The sequence below is a fragment of the Lentisalinibacter sediminis genome (assembly GCF_040706615.1).
Classification (GTDB): domain Bacteria; phylum Pseudomonadota; class Gammaproteobacteria; order Steroidobacterales; family Woeseiaceae; genus Lentisalinibacter; species Lentisalinibacter sediminis.
Map to the genome: position 1 here is coordinate 205,406 of NZ_JAPDRF010000004.1, position 19,093 is coordinate 224,498.

The 19,093-nt window shown below is 69.2% G+C and carries 18 protein-coding genes; 4 read left to right on the plus strand and 14 right to left on the minus strand.

Going from position 1 to position 19,093, the window contains the following annotated elements; genetic code table 11:
• The first annotated feature begins 73 nt into the window (after nt 1-73).
• Nucleotides 74-1,528 (plus strand): membrane-bound lytic murein transglycosylase MltF, encoded by a 1,455-nt coding sequence (mltF, locus tag ACJMKX_RS09545; RefSeq protein WP_405224134.1) that lies wholly within the window; start codon nt 74-76, stop codon nt 1,526-1,528.
• On the opposite strand, the gene tadA is transcribed toward mltF, so the two are convergent.
• The gene (gene tadA, locus ACJMKX_RS09550) at nt 1,525-2,013 is read right to left on the minus strand and encodes a tRNA adenosine(34) deaminase TadA (protein WP_405224137.1); all 489 of its coding nucleotides are present in this window, start codon (nt 2,011-2,013) and stop codon (nt 1,525-1,527) included. The genes mltF and tadA overlap by 4 nt on opposite strands.
• 75 nt (nt 2,014-2,088) lie before the next feature.
• On the opposite strand from tadA, the gene ACJMKX_RS09555 reads away from it, so the two are divergent.
• The gene (locus tag ACJMKX_RS09555; protein ID WP_405224140.1) at nt 2,089-3,261 is read left to right on the plus strand and encodes an L-lactate dehydrogenase; all 1,173 of its coding nucleotides are present in this window, start codon (nt 2,089-2,091) and stop codon (nt 3,259-3,261) included.
• Between the two features lie 18 nt (nt 3,262-3,279).
• On the opposite strand, the gene guaA is transcribed toward ACJMKX_RS09555, so the two are convergent.
• On the minus strand, nt 3,280-4,854 hold the full coding sequence (gene guaA / locus ACJMKX_RS09560; protein WP_405224143.1) for a glutamine-hydrolyzing GMP synthase: 1,575 nt from the start codon (nt 4,852-4,854) through the stop codon (nt 3,280-3,282).
• Nucleotides 4,855-4,861: 7 nt separating this feature from the next.
• The gene (guaB, locus tag ACJMKX_RS09565; RefSeq protein ID WP_405224146.1) at nt 4,862-6,322 is read right to left on the minus strand and encodes an IMP dehydrogenase; all 1,461 of its coding nucleotides are present in this window, start codon (nt 6,320-6,322) and stop codon (nt 4,862-4,864) included.
• Nucleotides 6,323-6,455: 133 nt separating this feature from the next.
• Between guaB and xseA the strand changes: the two genes are divergently transcribed.
• Together xseA and ACJMKX_RS09575 are read left to right on the plus strand one after the other, a co-directional pair.
• On the plus strand, nt 6,456-7,817 hold the full coding sequence (gene xseA, locus ACJMKX_RS09570) for an exodeoxyribonuclease VII large subunit (RefSeq protein WP_405224573.1): 1,362 nt from the start codon (nt 6,456-6,458) through the stop codon (nt 7,815-7,817).
• Entirely contained in the window at nt 7,814-8,710 is an 897-nt protein-coding gene (locus ACJMKX_RS09575) for a peptidoglycan DD-metalloendopeptidase family protein (protein WP_405224149.1), read from the plus strand. The genes xseA and ACJMKX_RS09575 overlap by 4 nt, the downstream gene beginning before the upstream one ends.
• A 187-nt stretch (nt 8,711-8,897) precedes the next feature.
• Here ACJMKX_RS09575 and metX read toward each other — a convergent pair whose 3' ends face one another.
• The 11 genes from metX to iscA form a co-directional block, all read right to left on the minus strand.
• Entirely contained in the window at nt 8,898-10,022 is a 1,125-nt protein-coding gene (gene metX / locus ACJMKX_RS09580) for a homoserine O-acetyltransferase MetX (protein ID WP_405224152.1), read from the minus strand.
• A 59-nt stretch (nt 10,023-10,081) separates the two neighbouring features.
• Entirely contained in the window at nt 10,082-10,624 is a 543-nt protein-coding gene (locus tag ACJMKX_RS09585) for a DUF937 domain-containing protein (protein WP_405224155.1), read from the minus strand.
• Nucleotides 10,625-10,666: 42 nt separating this feature from the next.
• Nucleotides 10,667-12,046, minus strand: coding sequence for a ribosome biogenesis GTPase Der (gene der / locus ACJMKX_RS09590; RefSeq protein ID WP_405224158.1), 1,380 nt, complete (start codon nt 12,044-12,046; stop codon nt 10,667-10,669).
• 46 nt (nt 12,047-12,092) lie between these two features.
• Nucleotides 12,093-13,289, minus strand: coding sequence for an outer membrane protein assembly factor BamB (gene bamB / locus ACJMKX_RS09595; RefSeq protein WP_405224161.1), 1,197 nt, complete (start codon nt 13,287-13,289; stop codon nt 12,093-12,095).
• Nucleotides 13,286-13,954: a YfgM family protein gene (locus ACJMKX_RS09600; RefSeq protein ID WP_405224164.1), complete on the minus strand. Its 669-nt coding sequence runs from the start codon at nt 13,952-13,954 to the stop codon at nt 13,286-13,288. Before ACJMKX_RS09600 ends, bamB begins: the two co-directional genes overlap by 4 nt.
• Nucleotides 13,955-14,002: 48 nt before the next feature.
• The gene (hisS, locus tag ACJMKX_RS09605) at nt 14,003-15,304 is read right to left on the minus strand and encodes a histidine--tRNA ligase (protein WP_405224167.1); all 1,302 of its coding nucleotides are present in this window, start codon (nt 15,302-15,304) and stop codon (nt 14,003-14,005) included.
• A 25-nt stretch (nt 15,305-15,329) separates the two neighbouring features.
• A complete protein-coding gene (locus tag ACJMKX_RS09610) occupies nt 15,330-16,298 on the minus strand; it encodes a helix-turn-helix domain-containing protein (protein ID WP_405224170.1) in 969 nt (322 codons plus the stop codon).
• Nucleotides 16,288-17,052 carry a type IV pilus biogenesis/stability protein PilW gene (gene pilW / locus ACJMKX_RS09615; RefSeq protein ID WP_405224173.1) on the minus strand — a complete coding sequence of 255 codons (765 nt, stop codon included), beginning with the start codon at nt 17,050-17,052 and terminating at the stop codon, nt 16,288-16,290. Before pilW ends, ACJMKX_RS09610 begins: the two co-directional genes overlap by 11 nt.
• Before the next feature lie 14 nt (nt 17,053-17,066).
• Nucleotides 17,067-18,179 carry a 23S rRNA (adenine(2503)-C(2))-methyltransferase RlmN gene (rlmN, locus tag ACJMKX_RS09620; RefSeq protein WP_405224176.1) on the minus strand — a complete coding sequence of 371 codons (1,113 nt, stop codon included), beginning with the start codon at nt 18,177-18,179 and terminating at the stop codon, nt 17,067-17,069.
• Between the two features lie 31 nt (nt 18,180-18,210).
• The gene (gene ndk / locus ACJMKX_RS09625) at nt 18,211-18,642 is read right to left on the minus strand and encodes a nucleoside-diphosphate kinase (RefSeq protein ID WP_405224179.1); all 432 of its coding nucleotides are present in this window, start codon (nt 18,640-18,642) and stop codon (nt 18,211-18,213) included.
• A gap of 121 nt (nt 18,643-18,763) precedes the next feature.
• The gene (iscA, locus tag ACJMKX_RS09630) at nt 18,764-19,087 is read right to left on the minus strand and encodes an iron-sulfur cluster assembly protein IscA (protein WP_405224182.1); all 324 of its coding nucleotides are present in this window, start codon (nt 19,085-19,087) and stop codon (nt 18,764-18,766) included.
• Between the last annotated feature and the right edge of the window lie 6 nt (nt 19,088-19,093).

Below are 19,093 nucleotides of genomic sequence, written 5' to 3' on the forward strand. Positions count from 1 at the left end.
GCCGGGGACACGGCGATGCGTCCACCGCCGCCAAGAGCAAGCAGAAGATGGCGTCGGGCAGCGAAGGAGATTGATGGTCTTCAGAATCGGCATCTATCTGGCGATCGCGGCACTCCTCGGCACCTGCCAGGAACTCCCGCCCCAGCTCGAGCAGGTGAAGACCCTCGGCGAGCTGCGGGTGGTCACCCGCAACAGCCCCACCGCGTATTACATCGGCGTGAACGGACCCGTAGGGCCGGAGTACGACCTGGTGAAAGGCTTCGCCGACAGCCTCGGCGTGGAGCTGAAGGTCACCGCGGTGGAGAGCTTCGATCAGATCATACCCACCATCGTGGCCGGCGAAGCGCATATGGCGGCGGCGGGGCTCTCTGCGACCGAATCCCGCAAGGAGCGCGTGCAGTTCAGCATCCCCTATCACGAGGTGACGCAGCACCTGATCTACCGGCTCGGCACCGGCAAACCCCGCAGCGTGGAAGAGCTCACCGACGGCCGTATCGCAGTGATGGCGGGCAGCAGCCACGTGGAGACGCTGGAGTCCCTGCAGCAGGAGGTGCCGGCGCTGGACTGGACCGAGGAGCGCAGCGCCGAGGTGGCCGACCTGCTCATGAGTGTCGCCGCCGACGAGATCGACTACACGGTGGCCGACTCCACGGATTTCAACATCATCCGCAACTACCACCCCGAACTGCGCGTGGCGCTGGACCTGGAGATGGCCGACCCCATCGCCTGGGCCTTCCCCGCAGACGCCGACGACAGCCTGGTGGAGGCCGCCAACCGCTACCTGCGGCGCACGGAGCAGGGCGGCCGACTCGCCCGTATCCTCGAGCGCTACTATGGCCACACCGACAAGTTCGACTACGTGGGCACCCGCGCCTTCATGCGCCACTACGAGCGGCGCCTGCCCCGCTACCGGGAGATGTTCGAGGAGGCGGCCGACGAGAACGCCATCGACTGGCGCCTGCTGGCAGCGATGGGCTACCAGGAATCCCACTGGCGGCCCGGCGCCGTGTCGCCCACCGGGGTGCGCGGCATCATGATGCTGACCGAAGCGACGGCGGACTATCTCGGCATCGAGGACCGGGTGGATCCGGAGTCGAGCATCTCCGGCGGCGCCCGTTTCCTCCGCCGGCTGAAGCAGCGACTGCCGGATTCCATCAGGGAGCCGGACCGCACCTGGATGTCGCTGGCCGCCTACAATGTGGGCTACGGCCATCTCATGGACGCCAGGCGCATCGTCGAGATCCAGGGCGGCAACCCGGACGCCTGGATCGACGTGAGCGAGACGCTGCCCTTGTTGGCCCGGCGCAAGTGGTATTCACGGCTGATGTACGGCTACGCTCGCGGCTGGGAACCGGTGCTTTACGTGGAGAACGTGCGCACCTACCTCGACATCCTGCGCTGGCTCACGGAGCGGGAGCAGCGTGAGCAGGAACGCAGGGACGGGACCGTGCTCGCGCAGGAAGACGGCGAAGAAGCGCCCGCCGAGACCGGCGGCGAGGACGAGTCGCAGGCGGCCGCGGTCGATTAGCCGCCCGCCGCTGCCCGCCGGGAGCGGAAAAACGCCCGCAGCAGCTCACCGCACTCCTCGGCCAGCACACCGCCCGTGACTTTCAGGTCGTGGTTGGCGCCGGGCCCGCGGCACAGATCCACCACCGTGCCGGCCACGCCGCTCTTCGGGTCGGCGGCACCGAACACCAGGCGCTCCACCCGGGCATGACGCATGGCGCCTGCGCACATGATGCACGGCTCCAGCGTGACGTAGAGGGTGGTGCCGGTCAGCCGATAGTTGCCCAGCCGGCGCGCGGCCTCCCGCAACGCGCCGATCTCCGCGTGTCCCGTGGGATCGCAGGAGCCGATGGGCGTGTTGCGCCCGCGGCCGCAGATCTCGCCGTCCTTCACGATGACGGCACCCACCGGCACCTCGCCGAGACGCTCGGCCTCCCGCGCCTCGGCGATGGCGAGGCGCATCATGGCCTCGTCCGTGGTCTCGATGCTGTCGGTCGTCTCCTCCATTGTCTTGTTGATGGTATCGCTTTTGGCTAAGTTTGCCCTCTGCGTCCCGCCTTTCATCCGCCACAGGAGATCAGCATGGGCACCCTGCGACTCGCGCCCGCCTCCACCGAGGACTATCGCCGCCTCGCCGAACAGCGCCTGCCGCGCTTCCTGTTCGACTACATCGACGGCGGCGCCTACGACGAGGTGACACTCGCAAAGAATGTCGCCGACTTCCGGGCGCTGGGCGTGAAGCAGCGAGTGCTGCGCGATGTCTCCCGCATCGAAACCGGCATCGAGCTGCTGGGCGAGCAGTGGACGATGCCGCTGGCGCTCGCGCCGGTGGGCCTGGCCGGCATGATGGCTCGGCGCGGCGAGGTACAGGCCGTGCGGGCGGCCGACGCCCTCGGCGTCCCCTTCTGCCACTCCACCGTGGGCATCTGCTCCGTCGAAGAAGTGGCCGAGGCGGCGCGGCGCCCGTTCTGGTTCCAGCTCTACATGATGCGCGACCGGGGCCACGTGAAGGAGCTGGTGCAGCGGGCAGGTAACGCGGGTTGCCGGACGCTGGTATTCACCGTGGATCTCGCCGTCGTCGGCGCCCGCTACCGTGACGTGCGCAACGGCCTCAGCGGCGGCACCGGGCTGTGGGGCAAGCTGCGCGGCAAGCTCGGCGAGATCCTGCTGCACCCCCGCTGGGCCTGGGACGTGGGCGTGAACGGCAAACCGCACGTCTTCGGCAACCTCACCGAGTACGTACCGAAGGCCTCGACGCCGGACGACTTCCGCGAGTGGGTGGACTCCCAGTTCGATCCGGCCGTCACCTGGCAGGATATCGAGTGGCTGCGCTCCATCTGGGACGGGCGCATCGTGATCAAGGGCGTGCTGAGTCCGGAGGACGCGGTGGCGGCGGCGGAGGCCGGCGCCGATGCCGTGATCGTCTCAAATCACGGCGGCCGTCAGCTCGACGGCGTCTCCTCCACCATCAATATGCTGCCGCGGGTGGTCGAGGCGGCCGGTGACAGGACCGAGGTGCTGGTGGACAGCGGCGTGCGCAACGGCCAGGACGTGGTGCGCGCGCTGGCCAGCGGGGCGAAGGCGGCGCTGATCGGGCGACCCTGGATCTGGGCGGTGGCCGGCCGGGGCGAGGCCGGGCTGCGCGCGCTGCTGAAGACCTTCCAGGCCGAGATGAAGGTGTCGATGGCGCTCACCGCCTGCACGACCATCGGCGACCTCACGCCGGAGATCCTCGAGCCACGCGAAAAAGACTAGCGGCGATACCGCCTCGCCCTACTCCCATTCGATGGTAGCCGGCGGCTTGCCGGAGATGTCGTAGGTCACCCGGGAAATACCGTCCACCTCGTTGATGATCCTGAGCGACACCCGTTCCAGGAACTCATACGGCAGGTGTGCCCAGCGGGCGGTCATGAAATCGATGGTCTCGACCGCACGCAGCGCGATCACCCAGTCGTAGCGCCGCCCGTCACCCATGACGCCGACGGAGCGCACCGGCAGGAACACGGCGAACGCCTGGCTGGTCCGGTCGTAGAGATCGTGGGCGCGCAGCTCGGAGATGAAGATCTCGTCGGCGCGCTGCAGTAGCGCAGCGTATTCCCGCTTGACCTCGCCCAGGATGCGCACGCCGAGGCCTGGCCCGGGGAACGGGTGGCGATAGACCATTTCCCGCGGCAGGCCGAGTTCCACGCCGATGCGCCGCACCTCGTCCTTGAACAGCTCGCGCAGCGGCTCAACCAGCTTCAGGTTCATCTTCTCGGGCAGGCCGCCCACGTTGTGGTGAGACTTGATGACGTGCGCCTTGCCGGTCTTAGCGCCGGCGGATTCGATCACGTCCGGGTAGATGGTGCCCTGGGCCAGCCAGTCGATGCCTGTCAGTTCCCGCGCCTGTTCGTCGAAGACCTCGATGAACTCCCGGCCGATGATCTTGCGCTTCTCCTCCGGATCCGCGACGCCTTCCAGCGCCGCGAAGAAGCGCTCGGCGGCATTCACGCGGATGACGTTCACGCCCAGGTGGCGGCCGAAGGTGTCCATGACCTGGTCGCCCTCGTTCAGGCGCAGCAGGCCGTGGTCGACGAACACACAGACGAGCTGGTCGCCGATGGCCTCGTGCAGCAGGGCGGCGACGACGGAAGAATCCACACCGCCGGAGAGCCCCAGCAACACGCGGCCGTCGCCCACCTGCTCGCGCACCGCGGCGATGGCGTCGGCCACGATATTGCCCGGCGTCCAGTCGCCGGGGCAGCCGCAGATATCCCGCACGAAGCGGAAGACGATCTGCTCGCCCTGCAGGGTGTGGGTCACCTCGGGGTGGAACTGCAGGCCGTAGAAGTGGCGCTCCGGATCCTCCATGGCGGCCAGGGGCGAGTTGTCGCTGGCCGCCGCCGCCGCGAATCCCGGCGGCAGGGCCTCGACCCGGTCGCCGTGGCTCATCCAGACCTTCAGCAGCGCCGTGCCGTCGGCGGTGTGCTCGTCGGCGAGTCCCGCCAGCAGCCCTGATTCAGCGGGCCGGATCTCGGCGTAGCCGAACTCCCGGTGCGCCGAAGCCTCCACCCGGCCGCCCAGTTGGGCCGCCATGGCCTGCATGCCGTAGCAGATGCCGAGCACGGGTACACCCAGCTGGAACAGCGCCTCGTGCGCCCGCGGCGGGTCGTCCAGGTTCACGGATTCCGGACCGCCGGAGAGGATGACGCCACTGGCGCCGAAACCGCGGATCGCCGCCTCGTCCATGTCCCAGGGATGGATCTCGCAATAGACGCCTGCCTCGCGCACGCGGCGGGCGATCAGCTGAGTGTACTGGGAGCCGAAGTCGACGATCAGGATGCGGTGCGCATGGATGTCCCGTGACATCGGCGGCTCACTTGGTCCGGTAGTTCGGGGCTTCCTTCGTGATCGCGACGTCGTGGACGTGGCTCTCGCGCATGCCCGCGCCGGTGATGCGTACGAACTGCGGCTTGGTGCGCATCTCGTCGATGGAGCTGCAGCCGGTGTAGCCCATGGCCGCACGCACGCCGCCCATCAGCTGGTGGACGATGGCGACCATGCTGCCCTTGTACGGCACCCGGCCTTCGATGCCTTCCGGCACCAGCTTCTCCAGTTCCTCGGTGGCGTCCTGGAAGTAGCGATCCTTGGAGCCTTTGGCCATGGCGCCGATGGAGCCCATGCCGCGGTAGGATTTGTAGGAACGGCCCTGGTAGAGCTCCACCTCGCCCGGCGACTCCTCGGTGCCGGCGAACAGGCCGCCGATCATCACGCAATAACCGCCGGCGACCAGCGCCTTGGCGATGTCGCCCGAAAAGCGGATGCCCCCGTCGGCGATCAGCGGAATACCGCTCGGCGCCAGCGCATCGGCCACTTCCGCCACGGCGGAAATCTGCGGCACGCCGACACCGGCGACTACCCGGGTGGTACAGATGGACCCGGGGCCGATACCCACCTTCACCGCATCGGCACCGGCCTCGACCAGCGCGAGCGCCGCGTCCGCGGTGACCACGTTACCGCCGATCACCTGGGTGTCCGGGTAATGCTGCTTTATCCAGGAGACCCGGTCGAGCACACCGCGGGAGAAGCCATGGGAGGTGTCGACGACGATGACGTCGACACCGCTCTTCACCAGCAGCTCGACCCGCTCGTCCGTGTCGGCGCCCGTGCCCACGGCGGCGCCCACCCGCAGCGCACCGCGCTCGTCCTTGCAGGCCAGCGGGAAGTCGGTGGCCTTCTGGAAGTCTTTGGCGGTGATCATGCCGCGCAGGCGGAAGTCGTCGTCCACCACCAGCACCTTCTCGATGCGGTGCTTGTGCAGCAGGGACAGAACCTCCTCCTTGCCGGCGCCCTCGCGAACAGTGACCAGCTTCTCCTTCGGCGTCATCACCGAGGAGACGGCGGCGTCCAGTTTCGTCTCGAAGCGCAGGTCCCGGTTGGTGACGATGCCGACGGTCTCGTCACCGTCCACCACCGGCACGCCGGAGATGTTCTTCGACCGGGTGAGCTCCATGACCTCCCGGATGGTGAGATCCGGAGACACCGTAATGGGATCGGAGATGACGCCGCTCTCGTACTTCTTGACCAGCACCACCTGGCGGGCCTGCTCCTCGGGCGTCATGTTCTTGTGGATGATGCCGATGCCGCCTTCCTGGGCGATGGTGATCGCCAGCCTGCCCTCGGTGACCGTATCCATGGCGGCGGAGGTGAGCGGGATGTTCATCCCTATCTCGCGGGTCAGCCGGGTCGCCAGGCTGACCTGCCTCGGCAGCACCTCGGAATAGGCCGGCTGCAGGAGGACGTCGTCGAATGTGAGCGCTTCCTTCGCTATGCGCATGGGTTCTGCCTGGGGGTGGGGTTAAACGGTCTATTGTATGCCTCGCCGCTCGGCCGGTAAACCGGATACCCGGCGCGCCCAAGGCTGAATCCGTGGCCTATACTGTCGCGCCATGGAACCCGTGGATGGCCCACTGCCCGGCGGCGGCCGGGAACGCCCGCTCACCGTCTCCGAACTCAATCGGGATGTGCGAGTGCTGCTGGAGACCGAACTGCCCCGCCTGTGGGTGGAGGGCGAGATCTCGAATCTCGCCCGCCCTGCGTCGGGGCACGTCTACTTCAGCCTGAAGGACGACGGGTCGCAGATCCGCTGCGCCTTCTTCCGCCAGCGCCAGCGCGGCCTGGCCTTCCGCCCGGAGAACGGACAACAGGTGCTGGTGCGCGGCCGGGTGAGCCTGTACGAGCCCCGTGGCGACTATCAGATGATCGTCGAGCAGATGGAAGAAGCCGGCGAGGGAGAGCTTCGACGGCGCTTCGACGCCCTGAAGAAGAAGCTCGCCGCGGAGGGGCTGTTCGACGAGGCGCTGAAGCGGCCCATACCGCGCCTGCCGCGGCGGATCGGCATCGTCACCTCGCCCACCGGCGCGGCCGTCCGCGACATCCTGCACGTGCTCGCGCGGCGTTTCCCGGCGGTGCCGGTCATCGTCTACCCCACCGCCGTCCAGGGCGACGCCGCGCCGGCGGAGATCGTAGCCGCCATCGAGACCGCCGGCCGGCGCGCCGAGTGTGACGTGCTCATACTGGCCAGGGGCGGCGGCTCCCTGGAGGATTTGTGGTCGTTCAATGAGGAAGCGGTGGCACGCGCGGTACGGGCCAGTCCCGTGCCGGTGGTCGCCGGCATCGGTCACGAGATCGACTTCACCATCGCGGACTTCGCCGCCGACCTGCGGGCGCCCACGCCTTCGGGCGCGGCGGAACTGGTGGTGCCGGACTGGCGTGATTGGTCGGCGCGGCTGGATCAGGCCGCCCGGCGGCTCGCCACGGGCCTCGACCGCAGGCTGGAAGATCGCGGCCAGACCCTGGACCGGCTGGCGCGGCGCCTGACGCTGGCGAGCCCGGCCCGCCGGCTTCGCCACCAGCAGGAACGCCTGGACTCGCTGTCGCGTCGCATGACCTCCGCCCGCAGCGCGCTGCTGACCGCGGCGGGGCACCATCTCGAGCGCCTGGAGGCGCGCCTGCTCGCCGCCTCACCGGCGGGCCGGCTCAAGGAACTGCACGGCCGCTGGACCCTGGCCGACCGAGCGCTGCGCCGGACCATGCCCGAGCGCCTGCAGACCCTGCGAACCCGTCTTGCCGGCGACGCCCGGGCGTTGAACACCGTCAGTCCGCTCGCCACCCTGGAACGCGGCTACGCGATAGTAACCGCCGAACCGGACGGTACGGTCCTGCGGGACGCGGCCGGAATCGAACCCGGCACGCGGATCCGTGCCCGCCTCGCCCGCGGCGCGCTCACCGCCACCGTGCAGTCCGCCGAGACGCCGGAGGACGAGGAATGAGACTGCAGAGGATTCAACACGCGATCACGGGCCCGCGGGCCGTCGTTATCGTGACCGCAATCGTGACCCCGCTCGTGACCGCATTCGTGACCGGCCTGGCTGCCGCCGTGCCCCAGGCCGCGCAGGCCGACGGCACGGCCCTGCCCCACGCGCCCCGGCCGGGCGGTATCGCGGCCGTGACCCTGCCGGACACGGCCTCGCCTCCCGCCCGGGCTTTCCTCGGCGAGCGCCGGGTCATGCTGCGCCGGCAGGACGGGCGTTGGGTGGCGGTGGCCGGCATCCCGCTGGACCGGGAGCCGGGCACGGCGACCCTGTCGGTCGAGACGGCGGACGGCGAACGCACCGAGGTGCCCTTCGAGATCGGCGAGGCGGACTACGCCACCCAGCACCTGACGGTGCCGAACCGCCGCCACGTGACGCCCGATCCGGCGGACCTCGAGCGCATCGGCCGCGAGCGAGGGATCATCGACGCGGCCCTCGGCCGCTTCAGCGAGACACGAGTGCCGGAACTCGGCTTCGAGGCCCCGGTGCCGGGCCGGCGGAGTTCCAGCTTCGGCCTGCGCCGCTTCTTCAACGACCAGCCCCGCTCGCCCCACAAGGGCATGGACATCGCGGCGCCGAAGGGCACGCCGATCGAGAATCCGCTGCCCGGCCGTGTGGTGGCGACGGGCGACTATTTCTTCAACGGCAACACGGTCATCGTCGATCACGGCCAGGGACTCGTCACCCTCTACTGCCACCTCGAGCGCATCGACGTCGCGGAAGGGGAAGACCTGGAGGCAGGCGCACGGCTGGGCACCGTCGGCGCGACCGGCCGCGTCACCGGCCCCCACCTGCACTGGGGCGTGTACCTGAACGCCACCGCGGTAGACCCGGCCGTCTTCCTGAGGTAGGAGGGCCTTCAGGCCCGATCCGGCCCTGCCAGACCTCCGTTCTATTCTGGCCGTCATGGTCGCCGGGAGGATCCGCCAGTCAGCGACGCTCTCTGACCGGTGCCAAGCTTCTCGGCTACGGGCCTGTCAGCGGGTGGGCCAACGCCAAAAGAAAGCCGGATCGGGCCTGAAGGCCCTCCTACCGGGGTTAGCTGCAGGTCTCGAAGAAGCGGCAGATCACCGGCCGGAAGGAATCCATATCCACCAGGAACGAGTCGTGGCCCTGCAGGGAGTGCAGCCGCACGAACTCCACGTCGCGGCCGGGTTTGCGCAGGCCGTCGGCCAGCTCCTCCTGCTGGCGGATCGGGAACAGGAAGTCCGTCTCCACGCCGATGACCACCGCGCGTTCGATGTCGATGCGCGAGAACGCCACCTGGCGGGAGCCGCCATGGTCGCCCAGGTCGAACAGGTCACTGGCCCGGGAGAGGTACAGATAGCAGTTGGCGTCGAACTGGCCGGTGAACTTGCGGGCGTGGTTCTCCAGGTACGACTCCACAGAGAAGTCGATGCAGAAGGGATCGCCCGAGAGATGCTCCTCCGACACCCGCTCGCGGCCGAAGCGCTGCTCCCACTCCTTCGCCGAGCGGTAGGTGATCATGCCGAGCTTGCGGGCGAGCTGCATGCCGGTGATCGGTCCGCTGCCGAGTTCGTAGTTTCCCTCGTTCCAGGCCGGGTCCTTGCGGATCATCTCCCGCTGCAGCGAGCGCAGGGCGATGGAGAAGGGTAGCGCCCGGTCGCAGGACGAGATGGAGACCATGTGGCGCGCCCTGCCCGGGTACTGCAGACAGTAGGCGAGCGCCGTCATGCCGCCCATGCTGCAGCCGATCACCGTGTGCAGCCGCTCGATGCCGAGATACTCGACCACGGCATGGCCGCCGCGGGCGACGTCCTCGAGACTCAGCACGGGGAAGTTCAGCCGGTAGGGCTCGCCGGTGGTGGGGTCGACGGAGGCCGCGCCGGTGGAACCGTAGCAGCTGCCCAGCGAGTTCACGCAGACGACGAAATAGCGCTCGGTGTCCACCGGCCGGTCCGGCCCGACCATCTCCTCCCACCAGCCCGGCGCCGGGTCCTCCCGGGACGAAGTGGCGTGGGCGGAGGGCGACAGGCCAGTGAAGATCAGGACCGCATTGTCGCGGGCGGCGTTCAGCCTGCCCCACGTCTCGTAGGCGATCTGCGGATCCACCAGCACGCCGCCGCGGCGCATGGGGAACTCGCCCTCGATGCGGTGGATCTTCCTGGCGCTCGGCCTCGGTTCCTGTTTCGGTGCGTCCATCAGGCCTACATTGTGCGGGGTGACGGCAGCGCTTGCTACCGTCGACCGCCGCCGTGTCGTCAGCGCAGGAATTTCTTCGCCATGCCGAAGAGGTCGTCGGTTACCGATCCGTCGCGGTCGCCGTCCAGCATGCCGGACAGGAGTCCGCCGATTCCGCCGCCCTGCTCTTCCTGCACGGCGCTGCCTTCGGCGCTTTCCTTGCTCAGCGAGCCCATGGCCATCGCGGCAACCAGCGGCAGCATCTGTTTCAGCTTGCCGACGTCGATGCCGGTCTCCTGCGCGGCGTCCGCCGCCACCCGGCGGCTGACGTCCTTGCTGCCGAGCAGATGGCCGAGGATGCCTTCGCCGTCGCGAACGGTGTCTTCGCTGGCGAGCCGGCCGGGGTCCTCGATATAGCGGCGGTGGGAGCCGTTCTGCAGGGCCGCCAGCAGGGCTTCCGCGCCGCCCGGCGCCGCCGCGTTCTTTTTCAGGCCTTCGGTTAGTGCGGGCAGCAGTTTCGCCACCGCGGCGCCGGCTTCGGCGTCGCCCAGGCCGAACTGCGCGGCCAGCTGCTTCACGGCGCCGCCGTTACGGGCCTCGAGGATGTCTTGCAGTATCTTCATGGTGGAGTCCTTCTTCTGGTTGGTGTGATCCCTGCGGTCAGGTCAGCGCTTGACGTGCTTGATCAGGCGCTTGCGTCGCCGCTGCTGTCGCGGCGTGAGTTTGTTGCGGCGGCCCTTGTACGGGTTGTCGCCGGTGCGGAGACTGAGTCGTATGGGGGTCCCGTCCAGGCCGAAGGTCTGGCGGAAATGGTTGATCAGGTAACGCTTGTAGCTGCCCGGCAGCCGGTCGGTCTGATTGCCGTGGATGACGATTACCGGCGGGTTGCGCCCGCCCTGGTGGGCGAAGCGCAGCCGGATGCGTCGGCCCCTGACCAGCGGCGGCGGATGGGCCTCTACCGCCGACTGCAGCGCCCGGGTGAGATCCGGCGTCGGCAGGTCACGCCAGGCCGCGGCATAGACCGCGTCGACGCTCGCCATGAGGTCGCCAACGCCGGTGCCGTGCAGCGCCGAGATGAAATAGCGCGGCGCAAAATCCATGAACGGCAGCCGCCGGTCGAGTTCATCGCGGATCTGGCGACGCCGGTCGCCGGCGAGCCCGTCCCACTTGTTGATGGCGACGATAATGGCGCGACCACGCTCCACCGCCAGCCCCATCAGGGAGACGTCCTGCTCGGTGACGCCCTCCCGGGCGTCCACCACGGCGATGACCACGGCCGCCTCTTCCATCGCCTGCAGGGCCTTGACGATGCTGAATTTCTCGATGGACTCGTGCACGCGGGCCCGGCGCCGCACACCCGCCGTGTCGATGAGCATGTAGTCCCTGCCGTCGCGGCTGAACGGCACGCGCACGCTGTCCCGGGTGGTGCCCGGCTGGTCGAAGGTGACCAGGCGCTCCTCGCCCAGCAGCCGGTTGATGAGCGTGGACTTGCCCACGTTTGGCCGACCGATCACCGCGACGGCGACGCTGTCGGTCGGCGCCGGCTCGGGCTCCGGCTCGAAGCCTGCCAGGATGGCATCCATCATGGCCGATACCCGGTCGCCGTGGGCCGCGGAGATCACCACCGGGTCACCCAGCCCGAGCGCGTGGAATTCGCTCGCCGCCATGTCGCTGGCCAGCCCCTCGCCCTTGTTCACGGCGATGGTCACCGGCACGTCCCGGCGGCGCACCAGGTCCGCCACGTGCTCATCGGCGGCGGTGAGGCCCTCGCGGGCATCCACCAGGAAGACGACCCGGTCCGCCTCCTCCAGCGCTTTCAGGGTCTGCTGCTCCATGAGCTCGTCGATGCCCTCGCGGGCGCCGGCCAGGCCGCCGGTATCGATGACGATGTAGGGGAACGGGCCGAGTTTGCCGAAGCCGTACTGGCGGTCCCGTGTGAGGCCCGGGAAGTCGGCCACCAGTGCGTCGCGGGACCGGGTCAGCCGGTTGAACAGCGTGGATTTGCCGACATTGGGGCGTCCGACGAGTGCGATGACGGGCAGCATGATGTCGTACCGGCGTCCCTGGCGTTACCCGGGCCGGCGGCGGCCCTTACTCCCCGTCGCCGGCCGGCAGCGCGAAGCCGACCAGGCGGCCGCTCTCGGTCTGGGCATAGATGCGCCCGTCCTGGACGTAGAGATCGCCGCTGATGCGGGCGTTGTCCACCCGCTCGCGGGCCTGCATCTCGCCGGAGCGCGCGTCCAGCCAGTGAAGATAGCCCTCGAAATCACCCACCACCACCGAGCGGGGCATGGGCGCGGGCGTGGACAGGCCACGGCGCAGCAGCGCGTCCTGACGCCAGTACTCCGTGCCGTTGGAGCGCGACAGTGCCACCACCTCACTCTCGTCGCTCACCAGATAGACGTTGGTGAAATCCACGCCGAGGCCGGAGTAGCTCGACAGCTCCCGTGACCACAGGGCCGAGCCCGACTCCAGCGCCAGCGCCGCCACACGGCCCTGATAGCCGGCCACGTAGATGTCCTGACCGATGGCTGCGACCGCACCGTCGATGTCCACCAGCCGGTCCAGATCGGTGCTGCCCTGGGGCGGCGTGATGGTCTGCTCCCACAGCACCTCGCCGTCCAGCAGGGAGGCCGCCAGCAGACGGCCGTTGTCGAAACCGCAGACGACGGCATCGGCCACCAGCACCGGCGCGGCGGTGCCGCGCAGGGTCAGCGGCGGCACGCTCTGCTCGAGTTGCCAGAGCTGCCCGCCGTCGTCGCCGGCCAGCGCGAGCAGCCGTCCGTCGGCGGTACGCAGGACCACCCGGTTGCCGCCCACGGCGGGCCGGGCGAGCACTTCGCCGGCGATGCGTACGCGCCAGAGTTCCCGGCCGTCGCCGGCCGCCAGGGCGATGACGTCGCCGTCGCTGCCGGCGACCACCACCCTTCCGTCGCCGACGCCGGGGCCGGCCGAGAGCTGAACCTCGAGCCGGGTCTCCCACAGCCGATCCGAACTCTCGCCGTCGAAGGCGTGCACCCGCCCGTCGCGGCTGGCCGCGAAGATGCGCGTGCCGTCGCCGGCCGGCGCGAGCGCCAGGCGCAGATCCTCGGCGCCGTCGCCGAGGCCGACGGAGAGCACCCGGCGCACGTCCAGCGTGGGCCGGAAATCCACCAGTTCCGCCGGCGGCTCGACGGCCTCGTCGCGGCCGCCGAAGATACCGCAGCCGCCGAGCAGCAGCGCGACGCCTAATGTCGCTGCCCGTGTCGCCAGGCGTCCGGTCGAATGCGGCGCGGGCGCAGCCCTCACGGTGCGCCTCCCTCCGGCGCCCCGGTCCCGGCCATCGCGGGTGCACCCAGCTCGTCCAGCTTCATCTGCACGAGCCGCACGTCGATCAGCGGCGGGTCACCCGGCTCGGCGATCGCTGCCGTCCAGGACTCACGGGCCTCTCCGATCTGCCCGAGGGCGAACTGCGCATCACCCCGGAGTTCGAGGAAGCGGGGCCGGAACGCGCCCGCATCCGGGACATCCAGTACCGCCAGTGCCTCCTCCGGCTTGTCCTGGTACAGCAGCACCCGCGCCAGTCGGTGGCGCGCGATCAGGCTGATGGGTGGCTGGCCGTCCTGCACGAGGGTCCGCAGCTCGGCCGCGGCCTGCTCGGTCTCCCCCTGGTCCATGTAGAACTTGGCCATGGCGAGGTGCGCCTGCAGCGCATAGGGTGTGGCCGCGTACTGCTCGGCGAGGGTGGCGGCATGGGCCTTCGCGTCGTACTCGCTGCCGTTCTCCACCGCGGTGACGAGCTTCTCGAAGACCGCGGAGGCAGACTCCGCCTCCCCGGCCTCGTGAGCCTGCCACTGATTCCAGCCGACCAGGCCGCCCACACCGAGCACGATGCCGGCGACGATGAATTTGCCGTTCTCCTGCCACCAGTTACGGATGGCTTCGACGGTTTCCTTCTCGGATAGATCGTTCAATGTCTCTGACCCTTTCTCGTTGAGCGCCGGCCGCGGGGGGCCGACATTCTAAACCTTCTGCCCTTGCCGCGTCCCGTCGCCGTCCAGCCGCTCGGCGAGCACCGCCGCCAGCTCGTCGAAAGCGACGCTCTGCTGGGCTTCGTCCGTCCGCAACGGCTTCAGACCCGCCTCGCGCGCGGCGATCTCGCTCTCGCCGAGGACGACGGCGTAGCGCGCTCCGCTGCGGTCGGCACGCTTCAGCTGCGACTTGAAGCTGCCGCCGCCCGCATTGACCTCGACCACCCGTCCCGGCAGACCGTCACGCAGCCGTTCGGCCAGCGCGAATGCCGTGGCCGCTGCCGTCTCGCCCACGGCTACCACGTAGACGGCCGGCGTGCCGTCGGGTTCCGCGCCGCCCTCCTCCTCGAACAACGCCACCAGTCGCTCCATCCCGAGCGCCCAGCCGATGGCCGGCGTGGGAGCGCCGCCGAGATGCTCCACCAGGCCGTCATAACGGCCTCCGGAGCACACGGCACCCTGGGCCCCGAGGGCGTCGGTCACCCACTCGAACACGGTGCGCGTGTAGTAATCGAGGCCGCGCACGAGCCGGGGGTTCACCGTGTAGTCGACGCCGGCGGCCGAGAGGATATGCTGCAGCTCCGCGAAATGCGCCGCGGACTCGTCGTCCAGATACTCGGTAATGTCCGGCGCGCCGGCGACGATGTCCTGCATGTCCGCGTTCTTGCTGTCCAGGATCCGCATCGGGTTGGTGTCCAGGCGGCGGAGGCTGTCCTCGTCGAGCCGGTCCCGGTGTGACCGGAAGTACTCCACCAGTACCTCCCGATAATGCTGCCGCGACGACGGCGTGCCGAGCGAGTTGATCTCCAGCCGGATCCGGCGGATGCCGAGCCGCCGCCACAGCCGCGCCGACATCAGGATCATCTCCGCGTCGATGTCCGGCCCGGGATAACCGAGCGCTTCGACGTCGATCTGGTGGAACTGCCGGTAGCGCCCTTTCTGCGGACGCTCATAGCGAAACATGGGCCCCGCGGTCCACAGACGGTGGCGCTGGTTGTGCAGCAGGCCGTTGCTGATGGCCGCGCGCACGACGCCCGCGGTGGCCTCCGGACGCAGGGTGAGGCTGTCACCGTTGCGATCCTCGAAGGTGTACATCTCCTTCTCGACGATGTCCGTGACCTCGCCGATGGAGCGGCGGAACAGCTCGGTGTACTCGAGCAGCGGCAGGCGCATCTGCCGGTAGCCGTAGGACTCCAGCACGTCGCGCACCGTGTCTTCCAGATACTGCCAGCGGCCGGTGTCCGGCGGCAGCACGTCGTTCATGCCCCGGATCGGGCGTACCTTCGCGCTCATGGGTTTCTGCCGACGGCCGGGCCGCTCACGAACCCGGTACCGTGATCCGCGCCGTGCGGCCCCGCCGGTCCGCCGGCCCGATGGGATAGGGTTCGCCGTCCACCTCGATGCTCACCGCGTCCGCGTTGCCGAGCACGAGGGATACCGGCGGAACCGCGCTGAAACGGCGCACCTGGCCGCCCCGGGCGATACCGGCGTAGAGCCGCTCGCCGTCGCCGTCGGTTACCTGCAGCCAGCATTCGTCGGTGAAGCTCAGCGTCAGGGCCAGTTCCGCCGTGTCTGCGGGTGGCGGCTCGGCATCCGCGCCGACGGCAGCGCCGGCCGACGGCGTCGATTCGACCGTCGCGGGCGCCGGATCGGCGGCGCCATCATCGGCCGCCTCGTCGACCGTCCCTGTTGTCGCTTCGGCGGGCGACGGCGGGACGGCTCCGACCACCGTGGTGCCGCCGGCCGGCGCGTCTTCGTCGCGGGCGGGCAGCAGGGGCTCGCCTGCGCCGTCGCCGGCCACTTCCGGCACCGGCTTCAGCACGGCCCCGCTGAAGGCCCACCAGCCGAGCAGGCCGAGGAGCACGGCCAGTAACACGAGCAGTACCGCCTGCAGGGACGGCGCGTAGCGAGGACGCGCCACCTGCGACGGCTTGATGACCACCGGCGGCGGCCCGGCAACGTCGCTCAGCTCGTCGAAGCCGGCCAGCACCTCGTCCTCGGAGACGCCGACCAGGCCGGCGTAGCGTCGCAGGTAGCCCTTGCTGAAGACCGGCGCACTGAAGACCTCGAAGCGGTTGGCCTCGAGGGCGCGCAGCTTGTCTACGTCCAGGTGCAGTTCCCTGGCGATCTCGTCGAGGGAGATGTTACGGCCCTGCCGCGCCGCCTTCAGGCGCGCGCCGGCCTTCGGTCCGCGGCTGGCGGGCGTCGCCTCGCGGCCGTCGACCTCCTCTTCCTCGCGCGACTCCTCCTCGCCCCTCTCGTCCTGGCTCATCTCCTCACGAGTCATCGGACTCCTCGTTCAGCCGGAGCGTCTCGGCCGAGGAAGGGAATTTCTCCCGCAGCACCGAGGCATGGCGGGCGGCCGCCTCGCCGTCGCCGAGCGCGCGCTCGGCCTGCACGCCGATCCACAGGATCTCCGGCGCGGCCGGATGCTGGGCCAGATAGCGCTGCACGAACGCCCGGGCGCGCAGGAAATTGCCCCGGTCGACGCTCAGCGCCGCCATCTGCAGCAGGGCCTCGCTGTAGGCGGGGTTGCGCTGCAGCGCCCGGCGGAAATACTGCTCCGCCTGCACGTAGTCCGGCTTCTGCAGCAGGCAGACGCCTGCGTTTGTGAGCGCCGCCGCGGGCGTACCGTAGCGGGAATTCGACGCGGCGCGGGCAAAATAGTCCATGGCCTCGTCGTAACGCTGGCGCTTGCACAGGAAGACGGCATAGGTGTTCTGCACGCCGGCGTCATCGGGCGCGAGCCGCACCGCCCTGCGGTACTGGTCGTCGGCCAGTTCGGTATCGCCCTGGCGGTCGTAGACGAGCGCCAGCGTGGCGCGTGCGACCGCGAGGTCCGGATTCTGGGAGACGGCCCGCTCGAGCCGCTCGCGCGCGAGTTCCAGGTTGCCCTGGCGGATGTACTCGGCGCCCAGCTCGTAGTTGATGCGTGCCGCCTCCTCGGGCGAACCCTCGGAGCGAGGCTTGCCGTTTTCGGTCGTGACGCAGCCGGCCAGCACGAGCGCCACCGCAATGACCACCATCTTCCGCAACGCCACTGACCTCATCCGCTTCACCCTCCGGAAAGCGCCCGACGCACGGGCTTCTCGCTCAGCCGGATACGCACCCGGTCGGTTACCTGGCCGGCCAGCTGGCCGCAGGCGGCGTCGATGTCGTCACCGCGGGTGCGGCGTACCGTGGCCACGATGCCGCGTCCGCGCAGACGGTCGCGGAAGTCGTCGATGACCCCGGCCGGCGAGCGGCGGAACTCGATGCCCGGGAAGGGATTGAAGGGGATCAGGTTCACCTTCGCCGGCCGCCCGCGCAGGAGTTTCGCCAGTCGGTCCGCGTGAGCCGGCGAATCGTTCACGCCGTCCAGCATCACGTACTCGAAGGTGATGTGCCGGTTACTGCGGGCAGCGGCGTAATCCCAGCAGGCGTCGAGCAGCTCGGCGATGGGATGCATCTTGTTGATGGGGACGAGGCGGTTTCTGAGCTCGTCGTCCGGCGCATGCAGCGACACGGCGAGCGAGACGTTGCACTCTTCCCCGAGCCGGCGCATCTGAGGCACCAGGCCGGAGGTGCTCACGGTCACACGGCGGCGGGACAGGCCGTAGGCATAGTCGTCGATCAGCAGCCGCAGCGCCGTCACCACGTTGCGGTAATTGGCCAGCGGCTCGCCCATCCCCATGAAGACGACGTTGGTCACGGCCGGGTCGCCGTTCGGCCGCGGCTCGAGTTCGCGCTGGGCCAGCCAGACCTGGCCGATGATCTCCGCCGCGGAGAGATTACGGTTGAAACCCTGCTTCGCGGTGGCGCAGAAGGCGCAGTCGAGCGCGCAGCCCACCTGGGAGGAGATGCACAGCGTGCCCCGGTCCGGCTCCGGGATGAACACGGTCTCCACCGCCTGCCCGCCGCCGGCCGCCGTCAGCCATTTCACGGTACCGTCCGCGGACTGGTGCCGGGAGATGACGCGCGGCAGCGAGACCGAGGCGGTGAGGCCCAGCGCCGAGCGCAGCGACTTCGCCAAATCGGTCATCTCGCCGAAGTCGGTGATGCCCCGGCGGTGCAGCCACTGCAGCAGCTGGCGGGCGCGGAACGGCTTCTCGCCGAGACCGGCGAAGAATCCCTCCAGCTCGTCCCGGGACAGCCCGAGCAGTTCCTGTCTTTCCGCGGGGGTGCTCATGATCCTTCTGTATCCGGTCCTCGGGCGGCGTTCAGCCGCGGGTGCGCTCGCAGACGCCGTCCGGGAAGAAGAAGGCGATCTCCTGGGCCGCCGTCTCCGCCGCGTCGGAGCCGTGCACCACGTTCTCCTCGATGCTCTTCGCGAAGTCGGCGCGGATGGTGCCCTCGTCGGCGTCCGCCGGATTGGTGGCGCCCATGAGCTCGCGGTTGAGCGCGATGGCGTTGTCGCCTTCCAGCGCCTGCACCATCACCGGCCCGGAGGTCATGTAGGAGACCAGATCCGGAAAGAAGGGACGCTCCTTGTGGACGGCGTAGAAGCCCTCGGCCTGGTCGGTCGTCAGGTGCATCATGCGCGCGGCGACGATGCGCAAGCCCGCGTTCTCGAACCGGCGGTAGATTTCTCCGATGATGTTCTTCTCCACGCCATCGGGCTTGATGATGGAGAGCGTGCGCTCACGAGCCATGGTCTTTCCTTCGTTGTTTTGTCAGAGGGTAGTTATCGGGTACGAAAAACTCCCGTCCCGCGTGCGGGTCGGGAGCATAAGCTATTAATTTTACTCGGCTTAGCCGTGCCCGGCAACGCTTTCAGACGTTGAAGCTCTCGCCGCAGCCGCACTCGCCCTTCACGTTCGGATTGCGGAACTTGAACGCCTCGTTCAGGCCCTGCTTGACGAAGTCCACTTCCGTGCCGTCGATGTAGGAGAGGCTGTCGCCGTCCACGACGATCTTGACGCCGTGATCCTCGAACACGTAGTCGCCGTCCGCGACCTCGTCGGCGTAGTCGATGACGTAGGCGAATCCGGAGCAGCCCGTCTTCTTCACGCCCAGTCGCAGACCCAGCCCCTTGCCGCGGGTGCCGATGTGGTTTCTTACCCGCTCCGCTGCGGATTGTGTCAGTGAGATGGCCATATCCGT

Coding starts and splice junctions, on each gene's coding strand:
- mltF (WP_405224134.1), top strand. CDS start 74: ATGGTCTTCAGAATCGGCATCTATCTGGCGATCGCGGCACTCCTCGGC.
- tadA (WP_405224137.1), bottom strand. CDS start 2,013: ATGGAGGAGACGACCGACAGCATCGAGACCACGGACGAGGCCATGATG.
- ACJMKX_RS09555 (WP_405224140.1), top strand. CDS start 2,089: ATGGGCACCCTGCGACTCGCGCCCGCCTCCACCGAGGACTATCGCCGC.
- guaA (WP_405224143.1), bottom strand. CDS start 4,854: ATGTCACGGGACATCCATGCGCACCGCATCCTGATCGTCGACTTCGGC.
- guaB (WP_405224146.1), bottom strand. CDS start 6,322: ATGCGCATAGCGAAGGAAGCGCTCACATTCGACGACGTCCTCCTGCAG.
- ACJMKX_RS09575 (WP_405224149.1), top strand. CDS start 7,814: ATGAGACTGCAGAGGATTCAACACGCGATCACGGGCCCGCGGGCCGTC.
- metX (WP_405224152.1), bottom strand. CDS start 10,022: ATGGACGCACCGAAACAGGAACCGAGGCCGAGCGCCAGGAAGATCCAC.
- ACJMKX_RS09585 (WP_405224155.1), bottom strand. CDS start 10,624: ATGAAGATACTGCAAGACATCCTCGAGGCCCGTAACGGCGGCGCCGTG.
- der (WP_405224158.1), bottom strand. CDS start 12,046: ATGCTGCCCGTCATCGCACTCGTCGGACGCCCCAATGTCGGCAAATCC.
- hisS (WP_405224167.1), bottom strand. CDS start 15,304: ATGAGCGCGAAGGTACGCCCGATCCGGGGCATGAACGACGTGCTGCCG.
- ACJMKX_RS09610 (WP_405224170.1), bottom strand. CDS start 16,298: ATGACTCGTGAGGAGATGAGCCAGGACGAGAGGGGCGAGGAGGAGTCG.
- rlmN (WP_405224176.1), bottom strand. CDS start 18,179: ATGAGCACCCCCGCGGAAAGACAGGAACTGCTCGGGCTGTCCCGGGAC.
- ndk (WP_405224179.1), bottom strand. CDS start 18,642: ATGGCTCGTGAGCGCACGCTCTCCATCATCAAGCCCGATGGCGTGGAG.
- iscA (WP_405224182.1), bottom strand. CDS start 19,087: ATGGCCATCTCACTGACACAATCCGCAGCGGAGCGGGTAAGAAACCAC.